Consider the following 24,382-nt stretch of genomic DNA (forward strand, 5'->3'; position numbering starts at 1 on the left):
ATATTTTAACTTCCTTGTAATAAAGCTGTTACTGGTTTGTATTTAATTAAATATAACCCAACAGCATAGCCAATAACCATTATTAAAAATACCATTCCAAAACAAGATAAAATTGTAACTAGATTAGCAGCCACATTAAAAACAACGCCTGCTTTAGTTGCAATAATTAAAGTAATAATATTTCACACAACATAAGAAATAATAGTACCTAAAATAAAAGCAACCAATAAAGCAATAATATAGGAGCCAATAATCAATCTGTTAATTTCATTTACACGATAACCCAAAGATTTCATCATTGCAATAATTAATAAATTATTATCTAAAATCATATTAACAATAATTACCAATACAAAAGCTACAGCAAATAATGTTAAAATTTTTGTAATATTTATAATTGTTCTAATTCCATCAAATATTTCAACTAATAATCTTTTAACTAAATCATTAATAAAAGGTATTTTATTAATAGGTTCTAAATTTTTTGCTAATATTTGTTCTTTAGTATATTCTGCAGATGGTTGCAAAATATTTATATAATTTAATGGAAAAATATTGCTCTCTTTAGATAATCAATGATTAAAAGAATCTGATATTGGTTTTGGATCTTCTGACGGGGAAGGTTTTATTAATCCAATAGATGTTCGTAAATCATCAAGATTAATATAAACATTCGAATTGTCTAAATTATTTTCAATAATTCCTTTAACTTGATAAATTACTGGAATTGTATAATTATATCAACTTGCTAACATTAAAAAGTGATCATCAATTTTATAATCATTTAAAATTGATAATGTTTTTGAAATAACTGCTGGTAAAATATAAGCTGTAGTTGTTATATTTTGTCCTTGATTATCAGTATAAGTAACTTTTTGTGCTTGTAAATTATGAGAATTATTAAAAATAGGATCAATATCACGATTTTTTGCTTCTTTAAAGTTAAATCAATTTTTTCAAACTAAATCTTGATATGGATCATTATAAAGTCCTGTTGCTTTAATTTTTTTTGCGAGCATGCGGCCTTGATTATGTCCTTTTCATTCATTAGGAGGTCTTAAATTTATTTCAATAGTTGGATAATACTTATTATTATAAATATTTAAACCTAAACTAATACCAGGCAACGGGTTTATTTCTGGATTAATACCTGTATTTGTTGAAATATAATTAAATATTTGATGAATATTTTGACAAATAATTTCCATTAATGGTTCAGGTAGTATCTTTTTTGGATTAATAAAATCTTCACAATCAGATTTAGTCTTAGTTTTTTGATAAAGGATATTAATTTCTTCGCTATTCATAAAATAATCTTTAAAATTATTATTAATAATAACACTTTCAATTTTTTTAGCTTTACTATCATTATCAATATGAAAATCATCAGCTACTCATTGATGATATTTATTAGTACCGGTTTCTTTATATTTCGCAATATCTTTTTCTGAAACTCAATCAAAAACCTGCTTATCAATACTTAAATTAGAATCATTAGTATATGTATACATTGATGAAGTTGATGTATTTCATTTAACATCTTTATTGTAATATCCATATAAATTGTTTATTTTATTATCAAATAAATCAGTAGCTGAACTTTGAAATAGTAATAAAAAACTAACAAAAATAAAAGTAAAAAATACTAAAAATAGTTTTCCAACCGATTTTAGAGTGAAAGCAATTGCTAAACGTTGTTTAAATGGTCAATAACGAAAGGGGTATTTTAAAACTGAAATTAGTTTAGAACTTGAATTACTTGGTCTATCATAAATTAATAATAATGGACTAACGCGTAATTTTGTTTCCGATTGCATATAACTAATTACTATAAAAATAATAGGAATAATTATTAAACTTACAATAAATACTATCCAACTAAAAAATAGTATTGGTAATGGCATAAAAAACCCAATGTTATTTAACGAATTAAATCATATTTGTAATCCTAGACCAATACCTAAACCAATAATACTAGAAATGAATGTTATCAAAAATATTAAAATTACAAAACTAATAGCAATTTGAAAATTACTATAACCAAGAGCTTTTAATAATCCTATCTGTGGTTTTTGTAAATCAATTTCTTTTCTAACATATGACATAATGATAAAAATAATAACTAATAATACTACAAGAGTAATTGCCGTAAACATTATATTTTCCATTTTAAAACTCTCTAAAATTTGTCCTGAACGAATATCTTCACTATCACTGCTAATAATTGAACCAAAACTAAAACTAAAAGTTTTAATTAAAAGTTCTTCTAACTTACTAACAAAATAACTATCGTTATTGTTAACTTTTAATAAAAATATATTATTTAAATTAGTTCTAAATGTAGAATCTTTTATTAAATTATTAAACCATTGATTTGACATATAAACAGGACTTGTATTTTCAGATGTCGGATTAGGATTTGTTGCAGTACGACTACCAGTAATTCCCCAATAAGCATAGCCAAAACCAACAACCTTTAACTTTTCAACTTTATCAATAACTGTTATATAATCATTTAATTTAATATTATTAATACGTGCAAATTCAGGATTGATCACTATTTCTAATGGATTAATAGGTTTAATACCTTCGGAAATATAAACTTCATTAATATTATTTCTTTTTGGAGTAAAATCAAAAGATTCACTTTTTTCTGAAGTATAAAATCCATTTTCTAATGAATAATAAATTTTTTTAAGAGAAATAACGTTTTCATAATCAAAAGTTTTAAAAAATGATTTAGCAAATTCATAATGTTGCAAATTATAAATTTCATCATCTTTAACTTCGTTTTCTAAAATATCATTAAATAATATTCCTTGATAACTTAATCCCCAGTTTAACAAATAATTTTCAAAATCTTTATTAATATCTATTCCCGAAGGAAGGGTAGGAAAACTATTATTTCTAAGATTATTTTCTTTAATTTCATCTATCTGTTCATCAATTTCTCGTTCTTGTGGATGATCTTTAAATTGTTTTTTGATAATTGTTTGGATTCTTGATGTTGCAGTAGCAGTATCTTTATAATTATTTAATAATTGTAAATTAATACGATAGTCATATTTACCACTATTGTTTAATACTGTATAAAAACCTGATTCAGCTCTTGATGCTGTACTATAAAGCGCAGAAAGAGTAGAAATTACAATAACTAATAGTATTATAATACCTAAATATTGTAATAATCTTTTCTTGATTCCTCTTAAAACATTAACAAAAAGATTGCTCATTATAACTCCAATATTCTTATACAACTTAAAAACTGCTAATAGTATAATTTTATCATAATAAAATAATGCTAATTATATTTGAACTATATTAAAAAATAAAAATTTTAATATTATTATTAACTTCTAAACTTATTTACTTAACTACTTTTTTTACATTTTTCTAAAATTGCAATTTTATTAAGGTCAGCAATACCAACATAAGGTAAGTTTCTCAATTTTTCATCGTAATCAAGACCATATCCCACTAAAAAATGATCAGGAACTTCAAAACCATATCAATCAGCTTCAATTTTAGCAATTCTTTTAGATTTCTTATCTAATAGAGTAATTATTTTTACCGATTTTGCTCCAAGTTCTTGCAAATGATCACGAATTTTAAATAACGAATTACCTGAATCAATAATATCTTCAACAATTAATAAATCACGACCCTTAACATTATTAATAACATCCATTCTTATTTTTGGTTTATTTACCGCCTTTGTTTGTCCTAAATATGACTCTACATACATAAAATCAACCAAACAATCAATCTTAAGATTTAACATAAATTGTGATAAAAAAGGTAAACATCCTCTTAATATCCCTACTAAAATAATGGGCTCTTTATTATCTTTATAATAACTATTAACTGATTTTGCAAGTTCAATAATTTTATTATTAATTACATCAGTACTTAATAATATTTTTTCTACTAATTCATGTTTTTCCAACATTGTTTTTCTCCTTATTACTTTTTATATTATATTTACCAAATAAAAAAAGAAAATAAAACTTACACATTATTGAAAATATTAAAATAGTAAGTTTTGTTTTTTATTATAATAATTTAATTATTTCTTCTTAGGAACAACTGATATTGTATCATCATCAGTCCCTGAATTATTATCTTCCTTTTTATCATTTGATTCATTATCCTCTTTGGAAGGATTTTTACTATTTTTTTGCATTTCTTTTTGCATTTCTATTACTTCAATTGGTAATTTATTATATTTATCAATATATTCTATTTGTTCAGCAGTAATTGTTTCTAAAGTCATTAATGATTTAGCAATTAATTCTAATGTATCTTTATGTTTTTTAATTGTTGCTACTGCTTCAATATAACAAACATCTAATAATTTTTTAATTTCTCCATCAATTTTAGATGCAATATCATCAGAAAACTTATTTGCTGCAAAAGGTGAATACTCATTACGTGGACTTTCAAATTGAACTAATCCTAATTCAGATGACATTCCATATTCAGTTATCATTTTTCTGGCAATATTTGTTGCTTTTTCTAAATCATCATGAGCACCAGTAGTAATATTTGCATTACCAAACATAATTTCTTCTGAAGCGCGACCACCTAAATAACCAGTAATAGTTGCTCTTAAATGTACTTTTGAATAAAACATAGTATCTTCTTTAGGAGTCATAATAGTATATCCACCTGCTTGTCCACGTGGTATTATTGTAACTTTTTGGACTTTAGAAGCATATTCTAGTTTTAAACCAATAAGAGCATGTCCAGCTTCGTGATATGATACTATTTTTTTATCCATATCAGTAATTACTCTTGAAGTTTTAGCAGGTCCACCAACAACTCTATCAATAGCTTCATCAATTTCTACTAAACCAATAACTGTTTTATTATGACGAACAGCTAACAACGTTGCTTCATTTAATACATTTTCTAATTGTGCACCACTAAATCCTGGCGTTCTCTCTGCTATTCTTTGAAAATTAACTTTTGGCGAAATATTTTTATTACGAGCATGTAATCGTAAAATTGCTTCACGTTCTTTAATATCAGGTCAACTTAAAGAAATTTGACGATCAAATCTACCTGGACGCAATAACGCTTCATCAAGTACATCAGCACGGTTAGTGGCAGCCATAATAATAACTCCCAAGTTAGTTTCAAATCCATCCATTTCAACTAATAATTGGTTTAAAGTTTGTTCATTAGTTGCAGTTGAAGCTGAGGCACGTTTTCTTCCTACTGCATCAATTTCATCAATAAAAATAATACAAGGAGCACTTTTTTTAGCAGTAGTAAACATTTCTCTAATTCTTGAAGCTCCAACTCCAACAAAAACTTCTTCAAATTCAGAACCAGAAATTGAAAAGAAAGGAACACCTGCTTCACCAGCAACTGCTTTTGCTAATAAAGTCTTACCAGTACCAGGCGGTCCTACAAGAAGAACTCCTTTTGGCACTCTTGCACCCATTTGTGCATATTTTTGTGGAAACTTTAAAAAATGAACAACTTCTTCTAATTCCAATTTTTCTTCTTTAATACCAGCAACATCAGTAAATCTAGTATCTGATGTTCTAATCTTAGCACGACTTTTTCCCATTGAAAAAGGACTCATGCCACCACCGGCACCCATTTTATTCATTTTAGAAAATAATCAAAATGAACCACCAACTAATACTAATATCGGAAACATACTAATTAAAAATGTTTTTCAAAACGGAACTAATTCACTAATAATTGTGGGGTTAATATCAAAGCCTTTACCCTCTTTATCTTTTCTGAATAATTTTTCAATAACATCATGATAAAAACCACCTGTAGCAGTTCCAGAAACTGTCGCTTCAAATCGTTTTACCTTACCATTAATTCCTAAAAAACCTGTAATATAAGTAGTATGATCAAAAAATTGAACTTGTACTCCATCAATTTTACTAACAGTGTCACTACTACTATTGCCAGGGAGTTTACCATCTCTAAGTAATGTTTCTAATTGAAATTGATCTAAAGTTAAAGCATTACCTCTTAAAAAATATCACAATAAAATTCCAACAAATACTAAAAAAGCAACGAATAGTGCAACAATCATTCAATTAATTTTAATTCGCGTTTGCATTATTTTTTCACCTACGTTTAATTTCTAATTTATTTTCTTAAATAATACCATAATATTTTAGCACATACAAATTAGGTTTCTCACTAATATTGTTTTTATTTACCGATAATTTTGGAATTGCCACTACTTTTCCGCTTGAATTTATGATTACTGGTCATATAATACGTTCACGATATGGAATTTTATTATCAATAAATAAACGATTAATTTTTTTTGTACCAAATGGTGTTTCAATTTCTTCTTCACCATTATTAGTTCTAATTGTTAATGGAAAATCTGATTTATTAATATATAAAGCTTGAAATTCACCACCTGTTGGTTCAGTTTTAGAAATAGTAATTTCCTTAAAATTATAGTTATTTATTTTAGAAATTTTATAACTAAATTGTTTTGGTTCATTTTTTTCACTAATATATGCAAAATTATATTCTTTAATAACTCAAGTATTTTCAGAAATACAAATAGTAATATTTGGTTTACTAGATTTAGTTAAAACTCTAACTATTTCTTTAATTTTAGCCTTTTTTAAAGATAAAACTAATTCTTCATCATATTGGCTTAAAAATTCATAGATAATCATTTGTTGTAATTTAAATTCATATTTTTTAAATTCATTAATAGCAAGCACATCATCATTAATAATGGTATTATAAATTACTTCAAGTTCATCTTTCAGTAACTCTTGTTCACTATTTAATTCTTTAATTTCACTTAACATTAAATTAATATCAAAATCAGTAAGTTTATTAATTTGTTGTTGTCTAATTCGATTTCTTTCATAAATAATTAATTCATTTGTTTCATCAAATCCATATTTAATATGATACAAAGTTAAATAGTCAATAATATCTTCTTTTTTTAATTCTAACATTGGACGATAAACCGATAAAGATTTATATGTTGTTTTAAATTTTAATCCATAATAAGAAACTATTGCCTTGCGTTGTTTTTGAATAATATATGTTTCAAGTAAATCGTAAATATGATGTGCTACAACAAGATTATAAACTTGATATTTTTGAGCAATTTCATTAAAAAAATCATATCTAAGTACACGTGCTTGACTTTGAAAATTTTGTTTTTTATTGTATTCCTCTTCTTTAATATTTTTTACTTCTAAAGTTATTTTATTATTTGTACAATATTCTCGAACAATTTGCTCATCAACATTACTACTTCAACGTTTATGATAATTAACATGACAAACAATAATTTTAAACTCATTACGTACTAAATTATCTAATAAAAACATACTATCTGGACCACCTGATACAGCTAATAAGTAAGTTATTTTTTTATTAAGTTTATTTAATCAATTAATATTCATTTTAAACACCTAACCTTACACTTATATTAAGATTATTTATATCACTTTGCTATTTCATCAATATAAGTATTATTTTCATTATGACAAATCAATGGTGGCAAAACAATCATTCCTTCTTTCGCTAAAAATCCTGCTTCAATTAAAAAAACATTGGCAGCCTGATTAATTTTAGGATAAACTATTTGTAATTTTTTAGGTGTAATTTGATATTTTTTTAATAAAAGCAGTGTTTCGTTTATTCTTTCTACACTATTTATCATAACCAATCGCCCTTTGTCTTTTAATAATTTACTTGCGCTAGCAATAATCTCCTCTAAATTAATATATACTTCATGTCTTGCTGGAATTTTTAAAGGTTGTGCTTTTACTTTGCTTTTATCTCATAAAGGAAAAAAAGGTGGATTACATACAATTAAATCAACTTTTTCTTTTTCTCTTTGAGCATAAATTTTTATGTCTTCATGAACAATGACAATTCTTTTTTCTAAATTATTAAGTTTTATATTTTCTAAAGCAAGTTCAACAGCTGGCTCTTGAATTTCAATACCAATTACTTTTCCTTGAAATTTTGCCGCTAAAATTATTGGAATAACAGCATTATTAGTTCCAAAATCAATTATTGTTTTAGTACTGGGTTTTATTTTAATAAAATTACTTAATAAAATAGTATCCAAAGAAACACAAAACATATCTTTTCTTTGAATAAGTTTAATTTTTTTATCATCTTGATTTAAAATTAAAATTTTTTTTGTACTTTCCATAGTTTAATTATCACTTACCTTAATAAGAAAAGAATTTATTAATAAATTTAAGTTAACATTAAATTTTAATTTAGTAATTGTAAATGAAATTTGTTCTAAAATATAGGCTATGTTTTTTAAATTACTATTTTTTCATAAATTAACTAAACTTTCAATAAAAAAATTATTAAAATCATACTTTTTAAATAAAAGAAAAGTTAATTTATTAAAAACTACTAAATTAAAAAATCTAAAAAAGTAAATAATTTCTTCTTTTAAACTAATTATTTTTTTATTCAAAAGTTGATTGTTAACTTTTTTATCATTATCATTAATAATAAATTGTTTAATAATTTCAATATATTTTTTTAATTTAAGTTTACTGCTTTCATCTGTCAAAAAAGTAGTATTTGAAAATATTTTTAAAATTAATAATTGTTCATCATCATAATCGTTACTAACAAATATATCATTTTCTTTTGAACAATTTATCAATTGACAACGAGATTTAATAGTAGGGAGTATTTGATTAATATTAGTGGTAGTAAAAATTACATAAATATTTTTAGATAATTCTTCTAAAGTTTTAAGCATAACATTTGAGGCTGAAGTTGAAGAAAATTCAATTTGATTTATTAAATAAATTTTATTAGCATCTTTTTCTAAATTAGTTTTAGAAAAATCATTAATAATTTCTAAAACAATATTTTTATTCATAATATTATTTTTACTAAAATCAAATTTTTTAAAATCAAAATAACTATTAGTTTTAATTTTAAAACAATTTTGACACATATTTTCTTCAGTACATTTTTTTAATTGATTATTATTTTTACAAACAATTTTTTTTATTAACTTATTACTAACATTTATATTTAATATTTTATTTTTCGAATACAATAAAATTACCTGTGGAATATTTTCCATTGCAAAAATAGAAAAATTTTCTGATTCTTCATTTTCAAATAAAATTACATTATTTTCCTTCATTAGATCCTCTAATTTTAATTTTTTTTTCTTTAAAACCTTTTTCTTCAACTAAATTTATGATTAGTTCATAAACACTATTAAAAACTTTTTTTTCCGATAAATTAGCATTTATTGTATGAACGCGATTTGGATTACTAATAGCAATTTTTTTATAACCATTATATACTTTTTGATGAAATTCTAATGTTTCTTCATCTAATCTATTTAATTTTTCACCTTTTCTTAATAAAATTCGTTGTAAACCTGTTTCTGGTTTAATATCAAATAAAACTGTCAAATCAGGTTGATAATCTTCAAAAATAAGTTTTTGAATAAGATTTATTTTATCAATATCTAAATTTCTAGCATAACCCTGATATGCTAAAGTTGAGTCAGAAAAACGATCAGAAATAATGATTTTATTACTGTTTTTATTTGGCAGAATTTTTTCAATTAAATGTTGTCTTCTAGCTGCAATATAAAGCAAAACTTCTGTTCATGGATCCATTAATGTATTTTCTTTATTTAAAATAACTTGTCTTATTTGTTCAGAAATTTCGCTACCACCTGGTTCTCTCGTAATAATAACATCAAAACCATCTTGTTTTAATTGTTCTTTAATCATTTTTAAAACTGTAGTTTTACCTGCACCTTCTGGCCCTTCAAAGGTAATAAATAACATTTTTCTACCTCTTTCTATGCTAAAATTACTAAACTTTTCTAAAACTTGCCAGCAATATTTTTTTCTTTTTCATCTATTTGTTTTAATGCTTTATTTAGTTCTGTTTGTAGCATATCATTAATACTTGAATAATCATTTTCTGCTTCTTTTAATAATCCTTCAATATTAATTGAAACTAGTTTACGTCCACCTGTTATAATAATTTTAACTAAACCATCAATATCAGAAAAAGTAAATTCTTCTTTTTTAAATTTTGTTAACTTTCCTTGAATTGCTTGTGCTTGTGCTAACATTCTTTTCATATCCATATTTTTCACCTCATATTTTTATATTTCTTCAATTTCAGTAAATATTTTTTTTATAAAATTTAAAGTCGGATCTCTATCTACATTGGTAAATGACTCAATTACAGGTTTTGATATTACAATATCTACTGGTTTTGGTAATATTTTTTTTGTTAGTAACTCTTGATATTTTTTTCTTGTTTCCTGTCATTGATTTTTATCAAGGGCATAAATCATGTATTCATTTTCTAATAAAATATTTAAAAATTCTCTATGTTCTTTACTTAAAAAACTTTGATTTATTAAATCAGATTGAATAATATTTTTGGTAATAATAATAATGCCATTAGTAGATGCTGCCGCAATAATAGTATTTATATAAACTTTAGTTATGTTTCTAAATTTATTAATGATAATAAATTTAGAAATATTTTTTCACTTTTCACTAACTTCTTTTCTAATATTTTTATCAGCTTGTAAAATTAAATTAATGGCTTTATCAATTATCTCATCATTTTTTAAATTTTTCACAGTTGGTACATCAAAAATTTCTTTTTCTTTAATACTAGTATTTTCTTCTTTTACTAAAATTGAAGTTAATTCTTCATTATTTTTATCTATTTCGCTTTTTTTTAAAATTTTTGTTATTTCATCTTTACTATTTAAATTTATACTTTTATTTTCTATATTCATAATAGATATTTTTGTTTTTTCTAAATAATTTAATGAATATTTATTCTCAAAATTTTTAATTAAATTTAATATTTTTAGTATTAATGTTGGTTTTAAATCATCAACATCTTCTTGAATTAAAATGTCATTAAATGAATTCAAAATTAAAAGTAAATCAGATTTTACTACTTCAGAAAAAATATTTACTTGTTGAATATTTATCATTTTAAGTAATTCTGTTTTTTTAGTAATAGCATAAATTAATATTTCTTCAAGAATGTAAATAAAATCAATAATATTTTTTTTATATTGAATAGTATATTCATCAAATAATGTTAATTGTTTTATTACTTGCTCAATATTACAATTAAATATATTAATTAAAAATAATATTTTATTTTTTGTTGATAAAACAGAAAATATTTTTTCAACATTTTTAAGTGTTATATTATTACCATAATTAAATGTTTTTTCTAAATAATTTAAACCATCACGTAAAGAACCTTCGCTCAATATTGCTAATTCCTCTACTGCTTCAACCTCAAAATTAATTTTTTCTTTTGTTAAAACATCAATAAAATGTTTTTTAGTTTCATTTACATTAATTTTTTTAAATTCAAATCATAAACAACGAGAAATTATAGTTGGAATTACTTTATATGGTTCTGTTGTTACTAAAATAAAAATAATATGTTGTGGTGGTTCTTCTAAGGTTTTTAATAATGCGTTAAAAGCAGAAGTTGTTAACATATGAACTTCATCAATAATATAAACTTTATATTTAAAATTCATCGGTAATAAGTTAATATTATCTCTAATACTTCTTATTTCATCAACACCATTATTGGAAGCACCATCAATTTCTAAAATATCAATACAATTATTTGAACTAATGTTTATACAATTTTCACAAGTATTACATGCATCTCCATCAATGTTATTTTGACAGTTAATTGCTTTAGCAAATATTTTAGCCGTTGATGTTTTTCCTGTACCTTTTGAGCCTGAAAATAAATAAGCATGATTAAAACTATTATTTAAAATAGAATTTTTTAATATTCTTACAATATTATCCTGACTAATTATTTCTGAAAAAGAATTTGGTCGATACTTTCTATAAAAAGATTTATGTTTCATTTAAATCACCTATATTTATCCTAACAATTTTTTATAAAATTTGTTATAAAAACAATTATTATAAATTACGAATTTCTCCAAAAAAACTTTGTAACATTTCTTTACTATCTAAGTTTAAAGAATAAGTATATTCACTACGATGATTAAATCTTTTATCTAATGTTAAATTATAGAGTGATTCAACGCATCCAAACTTACTATCTTTTAAAGCAAAAACAATATGTTTTATTCTTGTTTGTAACAAAGCCCCTACACACATTAAACATGGTTCTAATGTTGTATAAATAGTACAATTTAATAAACGTCAATTATTAATTTTTTTACATGCTTTTTTTATTGCAATAATTTCCGCATGTTGAGTTGGATCTTTGTCTTTTTCCTTTTTGTTAAATCCTCTACCAATAATATTATCATTTTCATCAACAATAATTGCACCAATTGGAACATCACCATTAATAGCAGCTTTTTTAGCAAGCTTTAAGGCAATTTCCATATAATTTTGTTTTTTCATTTAAAGAAACCTCTTTTTTATTTTTCAAAATAAAACCACCGCACACAATCCTAATCCTTATGGCTGCTACCTTTCGGTCCTGACCCGGTTCGAATGTAATTGTTGCAGTGGCATTATTAATTATAACAATTTTTTTATAAAAAAATACTTTTTTTTAATTTATAATGTTTCACGTGAAACATTATAAATTAAATAGTTTTTAAATTATTCATATAAGGTTGTAAAACAATAGGTATATTTACAACATTATCTTCTTCAACATAAAAATTTTCTAAAATTGCTGCAACAACTCGATCAATAGCTAATCCCGATCCATTTAGTGTATGTGGAACTACTTTCTTATTATCTTGACTAACTCTAGTTTCCATTCTTCTTGCTTGAAAATCTTCACAATTACTACATGAAGAAACCTCACGATAACACATTTGAGAAGGTAATCATAATTCTAAATCATAAGTTTTAGCAGCACTAAAACCAATATCACCACTACATAAATTAATAACTCTATAAGGAATATCTAATTTTTGTAAAATTAATTCAGCATTTTTAGTTAACTCTTCAAGGGCATCATAAGATTTTTCAGGATCAACAATTTGAACTAATTCTACTTTATTAAATTGATGTAATCTAATTATTCCTCTTGTATCTCTACCAGCAGAACCCACTTCTGAACGAAAACATGGTGTATAAGCACACATTTTTATTGGTAATTCAGAAAAATTAATAATTTCATTACGATAAATATTTGTTAAAGGAACTTCTGCTGTTGGAATTAAATACTGTTCATTATTTAATTGAAATAAATCATCTTTAAATTTAGGAAGTTGCCCTGTACCAAATAAGTTTTCTTTATTAATAATTAATGGTGGTAAAAATTCAGAATAACCATTTTTTAAATGAGAATCAATCATAAAATTCATTAATGCTCTAACTAATAAAGCACCTTTATTTTTATACATAATAAATCTAGTACCACTTAATTTAGTTGCTTTTGAAAAATCAATTATATTTAACTTTTCAGCAATTTCTCAGTGTGGTTTACTATTTTTTTTAATAATTTTCCCTCATTTTCTAACTTCTTGATTATTAGTTTCATCGTTTCCTTGTGGAACTGAAAAATGTGGTATATTAGGAATTACTAACTGTAATTCATATATTTTATCTTCTAAATCTACAATTTTTAAATTATTTTTTATAATTTCTTCTTTTAAAATAATCATATCATCTTTAATTTTTTTTATTTGATCATTTTTTTTATTTTTTAATAATTCACCAATTTGTTTAGATTGCTTATTTCTTGTTTCTTCTAATTTTTGATTTTTTGTTTTTAAAGTTCTTATTTCTAAATCTAAATTAAAAATTTTATTTATTTCGTTTTTATAACTTTGGCCCCTTGTTTCTATTTTATTAATAGTTTTTTCCAAATTATTACGTATTTTTTCTATATCAATCATTTTAGCACCTCTTAAATTAATCAATAAAAATAGTTTTTTCTTTAGTGATTGGGATTGTTACAATTGAAGAAATTGCATCATCTTCTGTTTTAAATCTAATTAATTTAACACCTATAGTATTTCTGCTTGTAGTTCTTATATCTTCTAAAGAAAATCTAATAACTGTACCTTTTAAAGTCATAATTAATAAATCATTACTATTATTAGTGTTATTTATTGAATTTATACCAATTAATTTTCCTGTTTTTTGAGCTAATTTCATTGAAATTACACCCTTACCACCACGATTTGCTAAACGATATTCTTCAAATCGTGATATTTTTCCATAACCTTTGTCACTAATAGAGACAACTAAATCACCATCTTGATTAGAGCACATTCCAATTACATGAGTACCTTTTGTATCTATTCCTTTTACTCCGCTGGCTATTCTTGACATTACTCTAACTTGATTTTCATTGATTCTAACTGCTCGTCCATTAGCCACAGCAATAATTATTTCATTATTACCTGTAGTTTTCAGAACATCTACTAATTGATCATTTGAACGCAATTTAATAGCTATCTTACCATTTTGGTAAATAGATTTAAATTGATCTAAAGTTGAACGTTTAATAATTCCTTTTTTAGTAACAAAAAATAAATTAGCATTTATATCATAATCTTCTGATATAGCAATTATTGTTTTAATAGTCTCATTTTTTTCTGTTGCTATTAAATTAACAATTGGTGTTCCTTTAGCTGTTCTTGAGTAATTTGGTACCTTATGAGCACGAATTCGATAAACTTTTCCTTTATTACTAAATATTAACAAATCAGAATGGGTTGAAGTAATTAAAACTTTATCAATATCATCAGTATTAATATCAGTGCCACCAGCACCTTTAACACCAACACCACCACGATGTTGAGTTCTATATGTATCTAAAGGTAAACGTTTAATATAACCACTTTTTGAAAGCGTTATAACCACCTGTTCTTCTTTAATTAAAGCTTCATCAATAATTTCACCTTCATAATTTTCAATAATTTCAGTTCTTCTATCATCACCATAATTTTCTTTAATTGTTGTTAACTGAGAAATCATTAATTCTATTTGCTTAGAAGGTTCATTAATTAAAGTTCTTAATCGAATAATTTCTTCATTAATAAATGATAATTCATTATTTAATTTTTCTTGTTCTAAATCTGTTAAACGTTGCAGTTTCATTTCTAAAATAGCTTTAGCTTGTTTTTCAGAAAATTCAAATTTATTCTGTAAATTAGTTAATGCTTCTTCTGTTTTCTTTGATTCCTTAATTATTTTAATAATTTCATCAATATTTTGTAATGCTTTAACAAGACCAAAAATAATATGATATTGATGTTCATATTTTTTTAATTCAAAATTAGACTTATTAAGAATAATTTCAATTTGATGTTCAATATAAATTTCAATCATTTCTTTTAAATTCATTACTTTAGGTTGTTTATTATGTAATGCTAATAAATTTATTGTGAATGTTGTTTGTAATGAAGTAAATTTATATAGTTGATTTAAAATAAGTTCAGCATAATCAATATTTTTAATTTCTAATACTAATCTTATTCCTTCACGATTAGATTCATCTCGCAAATCAGTTATATAATTTACTTTTTTTTCTTGAACTGCTTTAACTATATTATTTATTAAATTAGTTTTATTAGTTTGATAAGGTATTTCTTCAACAATAATTGCAGGTTTACCATTTGATAATTTTTCAACTTTAGTTTTACTACGAACTGTTATTGTTGATCTTCCGTTTAAATAAGCATTTTTAAATGAATTTACGCCTAAAATCATTGCACCTGTAGGAAAATCAGGTCCTTTAACAATATCTAATATTTCCATAATATCACAATCAGGATTGTGAGCTACAAAAATAATTGCATCAACTATTTCTCTTAAGTTATGTGGTGGAATACTTGTTGCCATTCCAACAGCAATACCTGTTGTTCCATTAACTAATAAATTAGGAAAATAAGCTGGTAAAACACTAGGCTCTTTTTCAGCACCATCATAATTTTCAACAAAAGTAACTGTATTTTTATTTAAATCTTTAACCAACTCTCCTGCCATTTTACTCATTCTAACTTCAGTATATCTCATAGCAGCAGCACTATCACCATCAATTGAACCAAAATTACCTTGGCCATCAGCTAAAGGATAACGATAATTAAATTCTTGTGCCATTCTTACCATTGTTTCATAAACTGCAATATCACCATGAGGATGAAATTTTCCAATACATTCTCCAACAATACGTGCTGCTTTTTTATAAGGTTTATCATATGTCATACCTAAAATTGCTAAAGAATATAAAATTCGACGATGTACTGGTTTCAATCCATCTCTTGCATCTGGTAAAGCTCTTGAAACAATAACTGACATTGAATATTCTAAAAAACTAGTTCTCATTTCATCAGATATATTACGAACATATTTATTAGAAATAAATGTTTCATTTTTTTTAGTTATTTCGCTCATATATAAACTCCTAATTTTATTTTATTAACTTTTAAGCATCAATGTTTTTTACATATTTAGCATTTTCTTGAATAAATTCTTTTCGTGGAAATACATCTTTCCCCATCAATATTGAAAAAGTTTCATCTGCTTCTGAAGCATCATCAATACTTACTTGTAATAAAATTCTATGTTGTGGATCCATAGTTGTTTCTCATAGTTGTGTGGCATTCATTTCTCCTAAACCTTTATAACGTTGAATGTTAAAATTAGTTCCATTAAAATTATCTTTAATTTCTTGCAATTCTTGATCATTATATGCATATTTAACAAATTTACCACTATAAAATTTATATAAAGGAGGCTGAGCTATATATATATAACCAGCATCAATTAAGGGACGCATGTAACGATAAAAAAATGTTAATAATAATGTTTTAATATGTGAACCGTCAACATCAGCATCAGTCATAATAATAATTTTATGATAACGTAATTTAGTAATATTAAATTCTTTACCAACACCACAGCCAAAGGAAATAATAAGATTATTTATTTCTTCATCAGAAAAAACTTTTAAAAGTCGTGCTTTTTCAACATTAATTATTTTCCCTCTTAATGGTAAAATTGCTTGAATTTCTCTACTTCTTCCCAACTTTGCAGTTCCACCAGCTGACTCACCTTCGACAAGAAAAACTTCTGTTTTAGTTGGTTCTTTAGAAGAACAATCTGCTAATTTACCAGGTAAATTAGAAAATTGTAAAGGATTTTTTCTCGAAGTCATAATATTCTCACGTGCTTTTTTAGATGCTAAACGTGCACTTACTGATAAAATAACTTTGTTAATAATAATTTTTGCTTCAGCAGGGTTTTCCAATAAAAATTTATTAATTATTTTTCCAGTTACATTAGAAACAATTTTTCTAACTTCAGAATTACCAAGTTTTGTTTTAGTTTGCCCTTCATATTGTGGATTAGGATGTTGAACTGAAATAATTGCTAAAATTCCTTCTTTAACATCATCACCAGTAAATGTTTCATCATTATTTTTTAAAAGATTATTTTTTTTCGCATAAGAATTCAATTCTCTTGTTAATGCTAAACGAAAACCATCTTCATGTGTTCCACCTTCAGGTGTATTAATATTATTACAAAATGAAAATATTTGAGATTCTTCACTTTCATTATATTGAAAAGCTATTTCTGTGTTTATACCATTTATTTCAAACTCTCCATAAATAATTTCATGTTTTAAAGGTTCAAATTTATTATTTAAAAAGGCAACATATTCTTTAATGCCCCCTTCATAACAAAAAGTTTCTTCTTTATTTTCACGTTCATCAATAACTTGAATAGTTAAACCTTTATTTAAAAAAGCAAGTTGTCTTAACCTTGTTTTAATTATTATAAAACTAAAATTTACAGTTTCAGTAAAAATACTTTCATCAGGTTTAAATAAAACAGTTGTTCCTTTTTTATCACTTTGTCCAATAACTGCCAATGGTAATTCTGGTTTACCACCTTCAATATATTTTTGAAAAAAAATATTACCATCACGGTAAATAGTAACTTCCAAATACTTACTTAAAGCATTTACTACTGAAGCACCAACACCATGCAAACCACCTGATACTTTATAAGAACCATTATCAAATTTTCCACCAGCATGTAATGTAGTAAAAACCGTTTCTACTGTTGAAATATTAGTCTTTGGATGTATATCAGTAGGAATACCTCGACCATTATCTTTTACTAATATTTCATTATTTTTAGTAATAGTTACAGAAATTTTTGTACAAAAACCGGCAATAACTTCATCAACAGCATTATCAACTATTTCTCAAACTAAGTGATGTAATCCTCTTTCTGCAGTGGAACCAATATACATTCCAGGTCGTTTTCTAACTGCTTCTAGTCCTTCTAAAACTTGAATTGAGTTAGCATTATAATCATTTGGAGTCCTTGTGCTCACTATTTTCACTCTCTTTCATCATTAAATATTTTCATTATTAAATTAATGAAAATATTTAAAATTTCAAAAATAAATTCAAAAAAAAGAATTTTTATTCTTTAAAATAAGCATATTATTTTACATTTTATGTATAAATTATACATTTTTTTTGATTTAAAACAACATAATTTTTTTAAAAGAAAAATTAAAAAATCTTTATTCAAAAATAATAAATTACTTTTTTAAAAATATTTAACAAAAAATCTATTTAAAATTTTCTATTAAATTAATAATACTATTTGCCATTTGTTGATGAAATCACATACCTGGATGAAACTCATCAAAATAAAAATATTTATTTAAATTACTTTCATTAACTCCAGAATTAAAAACTGGTTTATAAGAATATTTTGTTTCTTTAGACATCATTTTACAAATTGTAGCACTAGTTTCAACAATTCCATCTGGAATTTTATTTTTAAAATTATTCATATCAGTTGCTAATTCTCTTGAAAGAAAAAAAGGTGTAATAATATTTTTATAAATTATTTTCATTTCTAATATCATTTTTTTTCATTGTTTTTGATATTCAATACATGTTTTACGTGCTATTTGTATTTTTTGTTGATTATTATGTAATATCTTTTTAATTTTTGGTGTTAATGTTAAGTCAGGAACATCACTAATAATAATTTTATTTGCACCATTTTTAATTAATAATTTTATTGCTTTTTTTCTTCATTTATTATATTATTAATCTTACTGTTAATAATAATAGGATCTGTTTTATTCATTAAATTACCAATATCATTAGCTCCCATTTCTATTCAAATAACATCTTTTTTTTGTAAAGAATGTTGTAATAACAACATTTGTGTTTGATGAGACAAATCAAAAGTTTTAATAATATCTAAATTATTATCACTGCTATCAGCAACTTCTCCTCCATAAGCATAATTATTACCCAAACTTTGAAATGTTTTACCATTGATGTTAAATAATCACCCAGGTTTAAAATTAATATTTAATTTTTCAGCAATTAATTGTGAAGCTACTTTATTATTACTTCAACAATTATTATAATAAGGTTTATCTAATTGAAAATGTTTAAATTTACTATTACTATTTTCTAAATATTGATTTTGTGCAAATGTTCCTGCACCAGTATCTGATAAACTATCCCCTAAAACATAAAATTGACTAATACTATCTTGCTTATTTTTACAAGCAATTATATTTAAATTAGTAAAAATTAAAATAGTAAACATACTTAACAATTGTAATTTCTTCTTCATTATTTTTTACCTTTTCTTAGCTTATTAATTAAAAATAACTATTTTAGTTATATCATATTATTTTTCTCCAATTGGTAAAACTAGTTGTAATAACCCAGTTTCTTCTTCACTATCAATAATTGTATAATTTTTTGGTCAAGAAATTTTCAAATTTACTTTTTTACATTTATTAAAAGATTTTAAAGCATTAATAATTAATTTTGAATTAAAAACTACTTTTATTTCTTCTTTTAAACTTTTAGATTTCACAATATGAAATTTTTTAAATTGTTCAATTACTTCACCTATACTATCATTATTAGATAAACAATTAATTTTAAAATCATTTTTTTCCACATTGATTCAAAATTGAATCATAGGTGAAGTATCTTTTTTTGCTAAAATTATTGATAATTCAATAATTTTTAAAAATTCTCTAACGTTATTAATTTCAATAATATTTTTTTCTTTTTCTATAATATTTTTAATAATATCATCCGTATTTGGATAAGTACCTTCAATCATTCGTGTTTGAAATAAAAAATTTTCAATTTCAATAATTAAATTATAATCATTTTCAAAATAAAAATTTATATTTGAATTTAAATCACTAGTAATTTTATCAATTTCATTTAATAAATGAACTGGAATATTAAACTCTTTATTACTAAATTCTAATTTTTCTTCAAAAGAAAATCACTTTTTTGCTAAACAATATCCATCAGTTGCTGTAACAAATAACTTTTGATCATTAAATTTAAAATTAATTCCACTTAATGCTGGTTTATTATTGTTTGTATTTGTTGCAAAAGCAATTTGTTCATTTATATTTTGCAACAAACTTTTATTAAAAGATACTTTATTTTTAATATTTTTATTAAAGTTAATTTTTGGAAATTTTTCAATTGTCAACGTACTTAGTTTGAAGATAAAATCATTATTATCATTTTTAAAATTACTAATGATTAAGTTATTAATTTTAAGTTCAAATAAAATTCATTCATCTTCTAATTTACTAAAAATATCATAAATAATTTTAGTATTAATTAATACTGAACCAATATTTAATATTTTTAAATATTTTTCATTATTATTTAGTTCATATTTTAATGATAAATTACCATTAGATGCGGTTAAAATTATTTTTTCTTTTTCAACTTCTAATAAAAAACAAGATAATTCTTCATAATTGTTATTAGAAATTGTTATTTTTATTATTTTTTTTATTATTTTGAATAATATAGAACTTTTGATTTCGATTTTCATAAATATCTCCCATTTTTTAAACATTAATAATTAATTATATATTATATATATTAATTATTATTATTTATTTAATTATTAATAATATTAAAATGTGGATTAATGTGAATAACTAATTTTAACTTATAAAATCAGTAAAAAATCAGGATTTTATATGTTAATAATTTATGATTAAAATAGTGGATTAATTGTGTTTTAAACATTCACGTGATAATCTTTCAAGATTTTTTTTAAATTCATAATTAGTTTCAATATTTTTTTTAATTTTGTTATAAGCATTCATTACTGTTGTATGATCTTTACCTCCAAATTCAGAACCAATTTTTGTATATGATTCATTTAAAAGTGTTTTTATTAAATACATTGCTACATGGCGTGCTATTGTTATCGTTTTAACTCTAGAAGTACTAATCAATAATTTGATTGGAATATTATAATATTCAGATACAATTGTTTTAATTTTTTTAATAGTTAGTTTTTCTTTTAATGAAGTATTTGATGTTTTAAAAGCTTTCATAACGTCTTCAAGCACTATTAAATGATTAGGCTTTATATATAAAATGCTGTAAAAAATTAATCTATTTAATGCTCCTTCTAATTTTCTAACATCACTATTAAAATTTAAAGCAATAAAACTTAAAGATTCTTCAGTAAAAATGCTTGGATCATAATTTAAAGACTTAATTTTTTCTTTTAAAATAATTAATGAAGTTTCAAAATCTGGTGAATCAATACCAACACTTAAACCACTTTGAAATCTTGAAACATTTCTTTCTTCAAAACCATATAAATCATCAGGATGTTTATCTGATGTAATAACAATTTGTTTTTGTTTGTTAACAAAACTATTAAATATATGAAAAAATATTTCATTTGTTTTACTACGATTAGCTAAAAATTGAATATCATCAACTAGAAGAACATCGTATTGATTAAATGAATCTTTAAATTTTTCAATATCATTAACATTTTGTTTAATAATTTCTGGTACCATACGACCAAATTCTTCAGAAGATAAGTAAAGTACTTTTTTTTGATTATTATATTTTGTTAGTATTTCATTTTCAATAGCATGAAGTAAATGTGTTTTTCCTAATCCAGAATTACCATAGATAAATAAGGGATTTCAATACCTACCAAGTTCTATGGTAATTGAAAATGCTGCTTGATAAGCATCGTTATTTGATTCACCTTTAACAAAGTTATTAAATTGAAATTGTTTTTTAATTTGTTGCAATTTATTAAATTCAACAAAATCTTTTTCTACATATATTTTTTGTTTCTTTGCTTCATTAAGTTCTAAAAATTCAATTTGAAGATTTTGTTGAATAATTCTTTCCAAAATTTCTTTAACTTTAAATGTTATATTTTTAGTTAAAATTTCTTTTGCAAATAGTGAATCAACAATAATTAAACATTTATTTTCAAAAATATCATAAATATAAGTGTTTTTAATATAGTTATTAAAAATACTTGGATCAATCATTTCATCATATTGAAGAAAATTTCTAACTTTATTTCAAATATTTTGAAAGTTTTCTCGTTTATTATCAGTGTCATTCATTTTAAAAACCTCTTTAATTAATATAATTATTGTGGATAAATTGTGGATTAATGTTAATAACTTTTTTATAATTATAATCTGTATTATACTTTTAAAAAAAATAAAAAATAATAATATTTATTATTTAATATTATAAATGATTTATTTTTTTGTTAAACTAATATTGTTTTTATTAAAAATAAACAGAATAATTTGTTAAGATATAAATATTATGTTAGAATACTCTTAATGATTTTTTAGATTTTTTATTAGAATTTTAAAAAAAGGAGAAAAAAATGAAACCGACATATCAACCAAGTAAGAGAAAACATCAAAAAACTCATGGTTTTTTTGCAAGAATGAAATCTGCAACAGGGATTAATGTTATTAAAAGAAGACGTCAAAGAGGACGTAAAAAATTAACAGCATAGTTTAAAAAATAAAATAAGGTGAACAAAATATGGAAAAAAAATACCGCCTTTTGAAAAATCATCATTTTAAATATTTAATTAATGAAGGAAAAAGTATTTCAAATGGTCAATTTTTTATCTATTATATGAATAGAGTAGATTTTGAGACTATACGAGTAGGTGTATCAGTAGGAAAAAAACTAGTTCGTTTTGCTTTTGCACGTAATAAGATTAAACGTCAAGTACGAGGAATGTTAGTAGATATTAAAAAAGATTGACCAGTAGATATAGTAATTATGATTAGAAAAAATTATTTATCTAATACATATGAAGAAAATCTTAGTTCTTTATTACATCTTTTAATGAAAATCCCATTATAGGAGAGTAAAATTAATGCAATATAAAAAGTTTTTATTTCCTGAACAACAGAAAAAAAACGTTTGATTAAAAATAACATGAAAATGAACTAAAATTATTTTAGGGACTTTTTTATTGATGTCAACACTTTGAGGTTGCGGTCAGACTATGGGTGATCCTAATGTTGCAACTAGTGATGTTATTTCAGCTTATGATTTTCAAAAATATAATGTAGCGGCTGTTTTTTTTGAATTACTTATTGGTAACAGTGATGTAGCAAAAAATCACATTTTTCATTTTAATGGTAATAATATTTATGAGTATGGATTTACAGGGATTAGAACATGAAGTGAAGCTTGAACGCAAACTAAATCACCGTTCTTTGGAATGTTTGTTTATCCAATTGCTTGAATCTTAGTTAGTATTTCTGCTGGATTAAGTGGTGGAGTTGATGTAAATTCAAAATATTGATCAGTAAGTGTTATTTTTGCTATTATTTTTACAACCTTAATTATTAAACTTATTACATTAGTATTTACTTTTAAAGCCCAACAAAATCAGGAAAAAATGCAATCAGTGCAAATGAAAACTTCCGAAATTCAAGCCAAATATAAACATTCACGTGATCCAAGTGCAAAACAAAAACAACAAATGGAATTAATGGCTATTTATAAAAAAGAAGGAATAAATCCAATGGCTGCTTTTATTCCAATGTTTTTATCACTTCCTTTCTTAACAGCTATGTTTACTGTTATGAAATCAACTAATTTATTAAAAAATACTGTTGTTGGTGCTATTAGTTTAGTTGAACAACCATGAACTATGGTTACCCATGGCCAATTTATGTATTTAATAATTATTGTTATATATATACCAACACAATTAGTTTCTATGTTATTACCGATGTTTTTAAATCGTTCACGACAGAAGATTAAAACTAAAGAAGCAAAAGCTGCATTAAAAAAACAAGTTATTATTCAAAGCGTTATGATTTTTATGTTTTTATTTTATGTATGTGTTGCTCCTTCAGGATTAGGCATTTATTGAATTATTTCTGGAATATTACAAATATTTCAAACTCTTGGTTTTCATTACTATAATAAACATAAACGTAGCCGTTATAAAAAAAATGGTACAATTAGTACACCATTTTCAAGTAAGATTAAAAAGATATTTACAAAATCTGAAATAGTTGTTCAACCTAAAAAAAATAAGTAATTTATTATAATGTG

At 23.5% G+C, this 24,382-nt stretch carries 20 protein-coding genes and 1 other RNA gene; 3 read left to right on the forward strand and 18 right to left on the reverse strand.

Annotated features, from left to right (window positions below):
* Positions 1 to 5: 5 nt before the first annotated feature.
* The 18 genes from AACL03_RS03030 to dnaA form a co-directional block, all read right to left on the reverse strand.
* The gene (locus AACL03_RS03030; RefSeq protein ID WP_339039229.1) at positions 6 to 3,233 is read right to left on the reverse strand and encodes an ABC transporter permease; all 3,228 of its coding nucleotides are present in this window, start codon (positions 3,231 to 3,233) and stop codon (positions 6 to 8) included.
* Positions 3,234 to 3,370: 137 nt separating this feature from the next.
* On the reverse strand, positions 3,371 to 3,949 hold the full coding sequence (hpt, locus tag AACL03_RS03035; RefSeq protein ID WP_338958485.1) for a hypoxanthine phosphoribosyltransferase: 579 nt from the start codon (positions 3,947 to 3,949) through the stop codon (positions 3,371 to 3,373).
* A gap of 117 nt (positions 3,950 to 4,066) precedes the next feature.
* Complete coding sequence (gene ftsH, locus AACL03_RS03040) at positions 4,067 to 6,091, reverse strand: ATP-dependent zinc metalloprotease FtsH (RefSeq protein WP_338958483.1); 2,025 nt, start codon at positions 6,089 to 6,091, stop codon at positions 4,067 to 4,069.
* Positions 6,092 to 6,128: 37 nt separating this feature from the next.
* Positions 6,129 to 7,418, reverse strand: coding sequence for a tRNA lysidine(34) synthetase TilS (gene tilS, locus AACL03_RS03045; protein ID WP_339039231.1), 1,290 nt, complete (start codon positions 7,416 to 7,418; stop codon positions 6,129 to 6,131).
* Between the two features lie 32 nt (positions 7,419 to 7,450).
* A complete protein-coding gene (locus tag AACL03_RS03050) occupies positions 7,451 to 8,179 on the reverse strand; it encodes a tRNA1(Val) (adenine(37)-N6)-methyltransferase (RefSeq protein ID WP_339039232.1) in 729 nt (242 codons plus the stop codon).
* A 3-nt stretch (positions 8,180 to 8,182) separates the two neighbouring features.
* The gene (locus AACL03_RS03055; RefSeq protein WP_252319072.1) at positions 8,183 to 9,148 is read right to left on the reverse strand and encodes a hypothetical protein; all 966 of its coding nucleotides are present in this window, start codon (positions 9,146 to 9,148) and stop codon (positions 8,183 to 8,185) included.
* On the reverse strand, positions 9,135 to 9,809 hold the full coding sequence (tmk, locus tag AACL03_RS03060; protein ID WP_338961563.1) for a dTMP kinase: 675 nt from the start codon (positions 9,807 to 9,809) through the stop codon (positions 9,135 to 9,137). Before tmk ends, AACL03_RS03055 begins: the two co-directional genes overlap by 14 nt.
* Before the next feature lie 38 nt (positions 9,810 to 9,847).
* Positions 9,848 to 10,117: a YbaB/EbfC family nucleoid-associated protein gene (locus AACL03_RS03065; protein WP_210368440.1), complete on the reverse strand. Its 270-nt coding sequence runs from the start codon at positions 10,115 to 10,117 to the stop codon at positions 9,848 to 9,850.
* 18 nt (positions 10,118 to 10,135) lie between these two features.
* A complete protein-coding gene (gene dnaX, locus AACL03_RS03070) occupies positions 10,136 to 11,902 on the reverse strand; it encodes a DNA polymerase III subunit gamma/tau (protein ID WP_339039234.1) in 1,767 nt (588 codons plus the stop codon).
* 58 nt (positions 11,903 to 11,960) lie between these two features.
* Positions 11,961 to 12,413, reverse strand: a complete 453-nt coding sequence (locus AACL03_RS03075; protein WP_338974350.1) for a nucleoside deaminase — start codon at positions 12,411 to 12,413, stop codon at positions 11,961 to 11,963.
* A gap of 24 nt (positions 12,414 to 12,437) precedes the next feature.
* An RNA gene (gene ffs, locus AACL03_RS03080) (signal recognition particle sRNA small type) lies at positions 12,438 to 12,532 on the reverse strand.
* Positions 12,533 to 12,601: 69 nt separating this feature from the next.
* The gene (gene serS, locus AACL03_RS03085; protein ID WP_339039237.1) at positions 12,602 to 13,867 is read right to left on the reverse strand and encodes a serine--tRNA ligase; all 1,266 of its coding nucleotides are present in this window, start codon (positions 13,865 to 13,867) and stop codon (positions 12,602 to 12,604) included.
* 16 nt (positions 13,868 to 13,883) lie between these two features.
* On the reverse strand, positions 13,884 to 16,373 hold the full coding sequence (gene gyrA, locus AACL03_RS03090; RefSeq protein ID WP_339039240.1) for a DNA gyrase subunit A: 2,490 nt from the start codon (positions 16,371 to 16,373) through the stop codon (positions 13,884 to 13,886).
* A gap of 31 nt (positions 16,374 to 16,404) precedes the next feature.
* Positions 16,405 to 18,327 (reverse strand): DNA topoisomerase (ATP-hydrolyzing) subunit B, encoded by a 1,923-nt coding sequence (gyrB, locus tag AACL03_RS03095; protein WP_422397983.1) that lies wholly within the window; start codon positions 18,325 to 18,327, stop codon positions 16,405 to 16,407.
* Between the two features lie 240 nt (positions 18,328 to 18,567).
* The gene (locus AACL03_RS03100; RefSeq protein ID WP_339039244.1) at positions 18,568 to 18,870 is read right to left on the reverse strand and encodes a hypothetical protein; all 303 of its coding nucleotides are present in this window, start codon (positions 18,868 to 18,870) and stop codon (positions 18,568 to 18,570) included.
* Positions 18,871 to 19,025: 155 nt separating this feature from the next.
* Positions 19,026 to 19,598 carry an SGNH/GDSL hydrolase family protein gene (locus AACL03_RS03105; RefSeq protein WP_339039245.1) on the reverse strand — a complete coding sequence of 191 codons (573 nt, stop codon included), beginning with the start codon at positions 19,596 to 19,598 and terminating at the stop codon, positions 19,026 to 19,028.
* A gap of 57 nt (positions 19,599 to 19,655) precedes the next feature.
* Positions 19,656 to 20,843 (reverse strand): DNA polymerase III subunit beta, encoded by a 1,188-nt coding sequence (dnaN, locus tag AACL03_RS03110; RefSeq protein ID WP_252319050.1) that lies wholly within the window; start codon positions 20,841 to 20,843, stop codon positions 19,656 to 19,658.
* A gap of 181 nt (positions 20,844 to 21,024) precedes the next feature.
* Positions 21,025 to 22,404, reverse strand: coding sequence for a chromosomal replication initiator protein DnaA (dnaA, locus tag AACL03_RS03115; protein WP_339039247.1), 1,380 nt, complete (start codon positions 22,402 to 22,404; stop codon positions 21,025 to 21,027).
* A gap of 275 nt (positions 22,405 to 22,679) precedes the next feature.
* On the opposite strand from dnaA, the gene rpmH reads away from it, so the two are divergent.
* From rpmH to yidC, 3 genes are read left to right on the forward strand one after another with little or no spacing between them, the layout of a single operon-like run.
* Positions 22,680 to 22,814, forward strand: coding sequence for a 50S ribosomal protein L34 (gene rpmH, locus AACL03_RS03120; protein ID WP_174481423.1), 135 nt, complete (start codon positions 22,680 to 22,682; stop codon positions 22,812 to 22,814).
* 29 nt (positions 22,815 to 22,843) lie between these two features.
* On the forward strand, positions 22,844 to 23,173 hold the full coding sequence (rnpA, locus tag AACL03_RS03125) for a ribonuclease P protein component (RefSeq protein ID WP_174481422.1): 330 nt from the start codon (positions 22,844 to 22,846) through the stop codon (positions 23,171 to 23,173).
* Positions 23,174 to 23,186: 13 nt separating this feature from the next.
* Positions 23,187 to 24,368 carry a membrane protein insertase YidC gene (gene yidC / locus AACL03_RS03130; RefSeq protein WP_338987930.1) on the forward strand — a complete coding sequence of 394 codons (1,182 nt, stop codon included), beginning with the start codon at positions 23,187 to 23,189 and terminating at the stop codon, positions 24,366 to 24,368.
* Positions 24,369 to 24,382 lie beyond the last annotated feature (14 nt).

Origin of the sequence: Spiroplasma endosymbiont of Andrena trimmerana (assembly GCF_964019575.1) — a bacterium.
Taxonomy (GTDB): Bacteria; Bacillota_I; Bacilli_A; order Mycoplasmatales; family VBWQ01; genus Spiroplasma_E.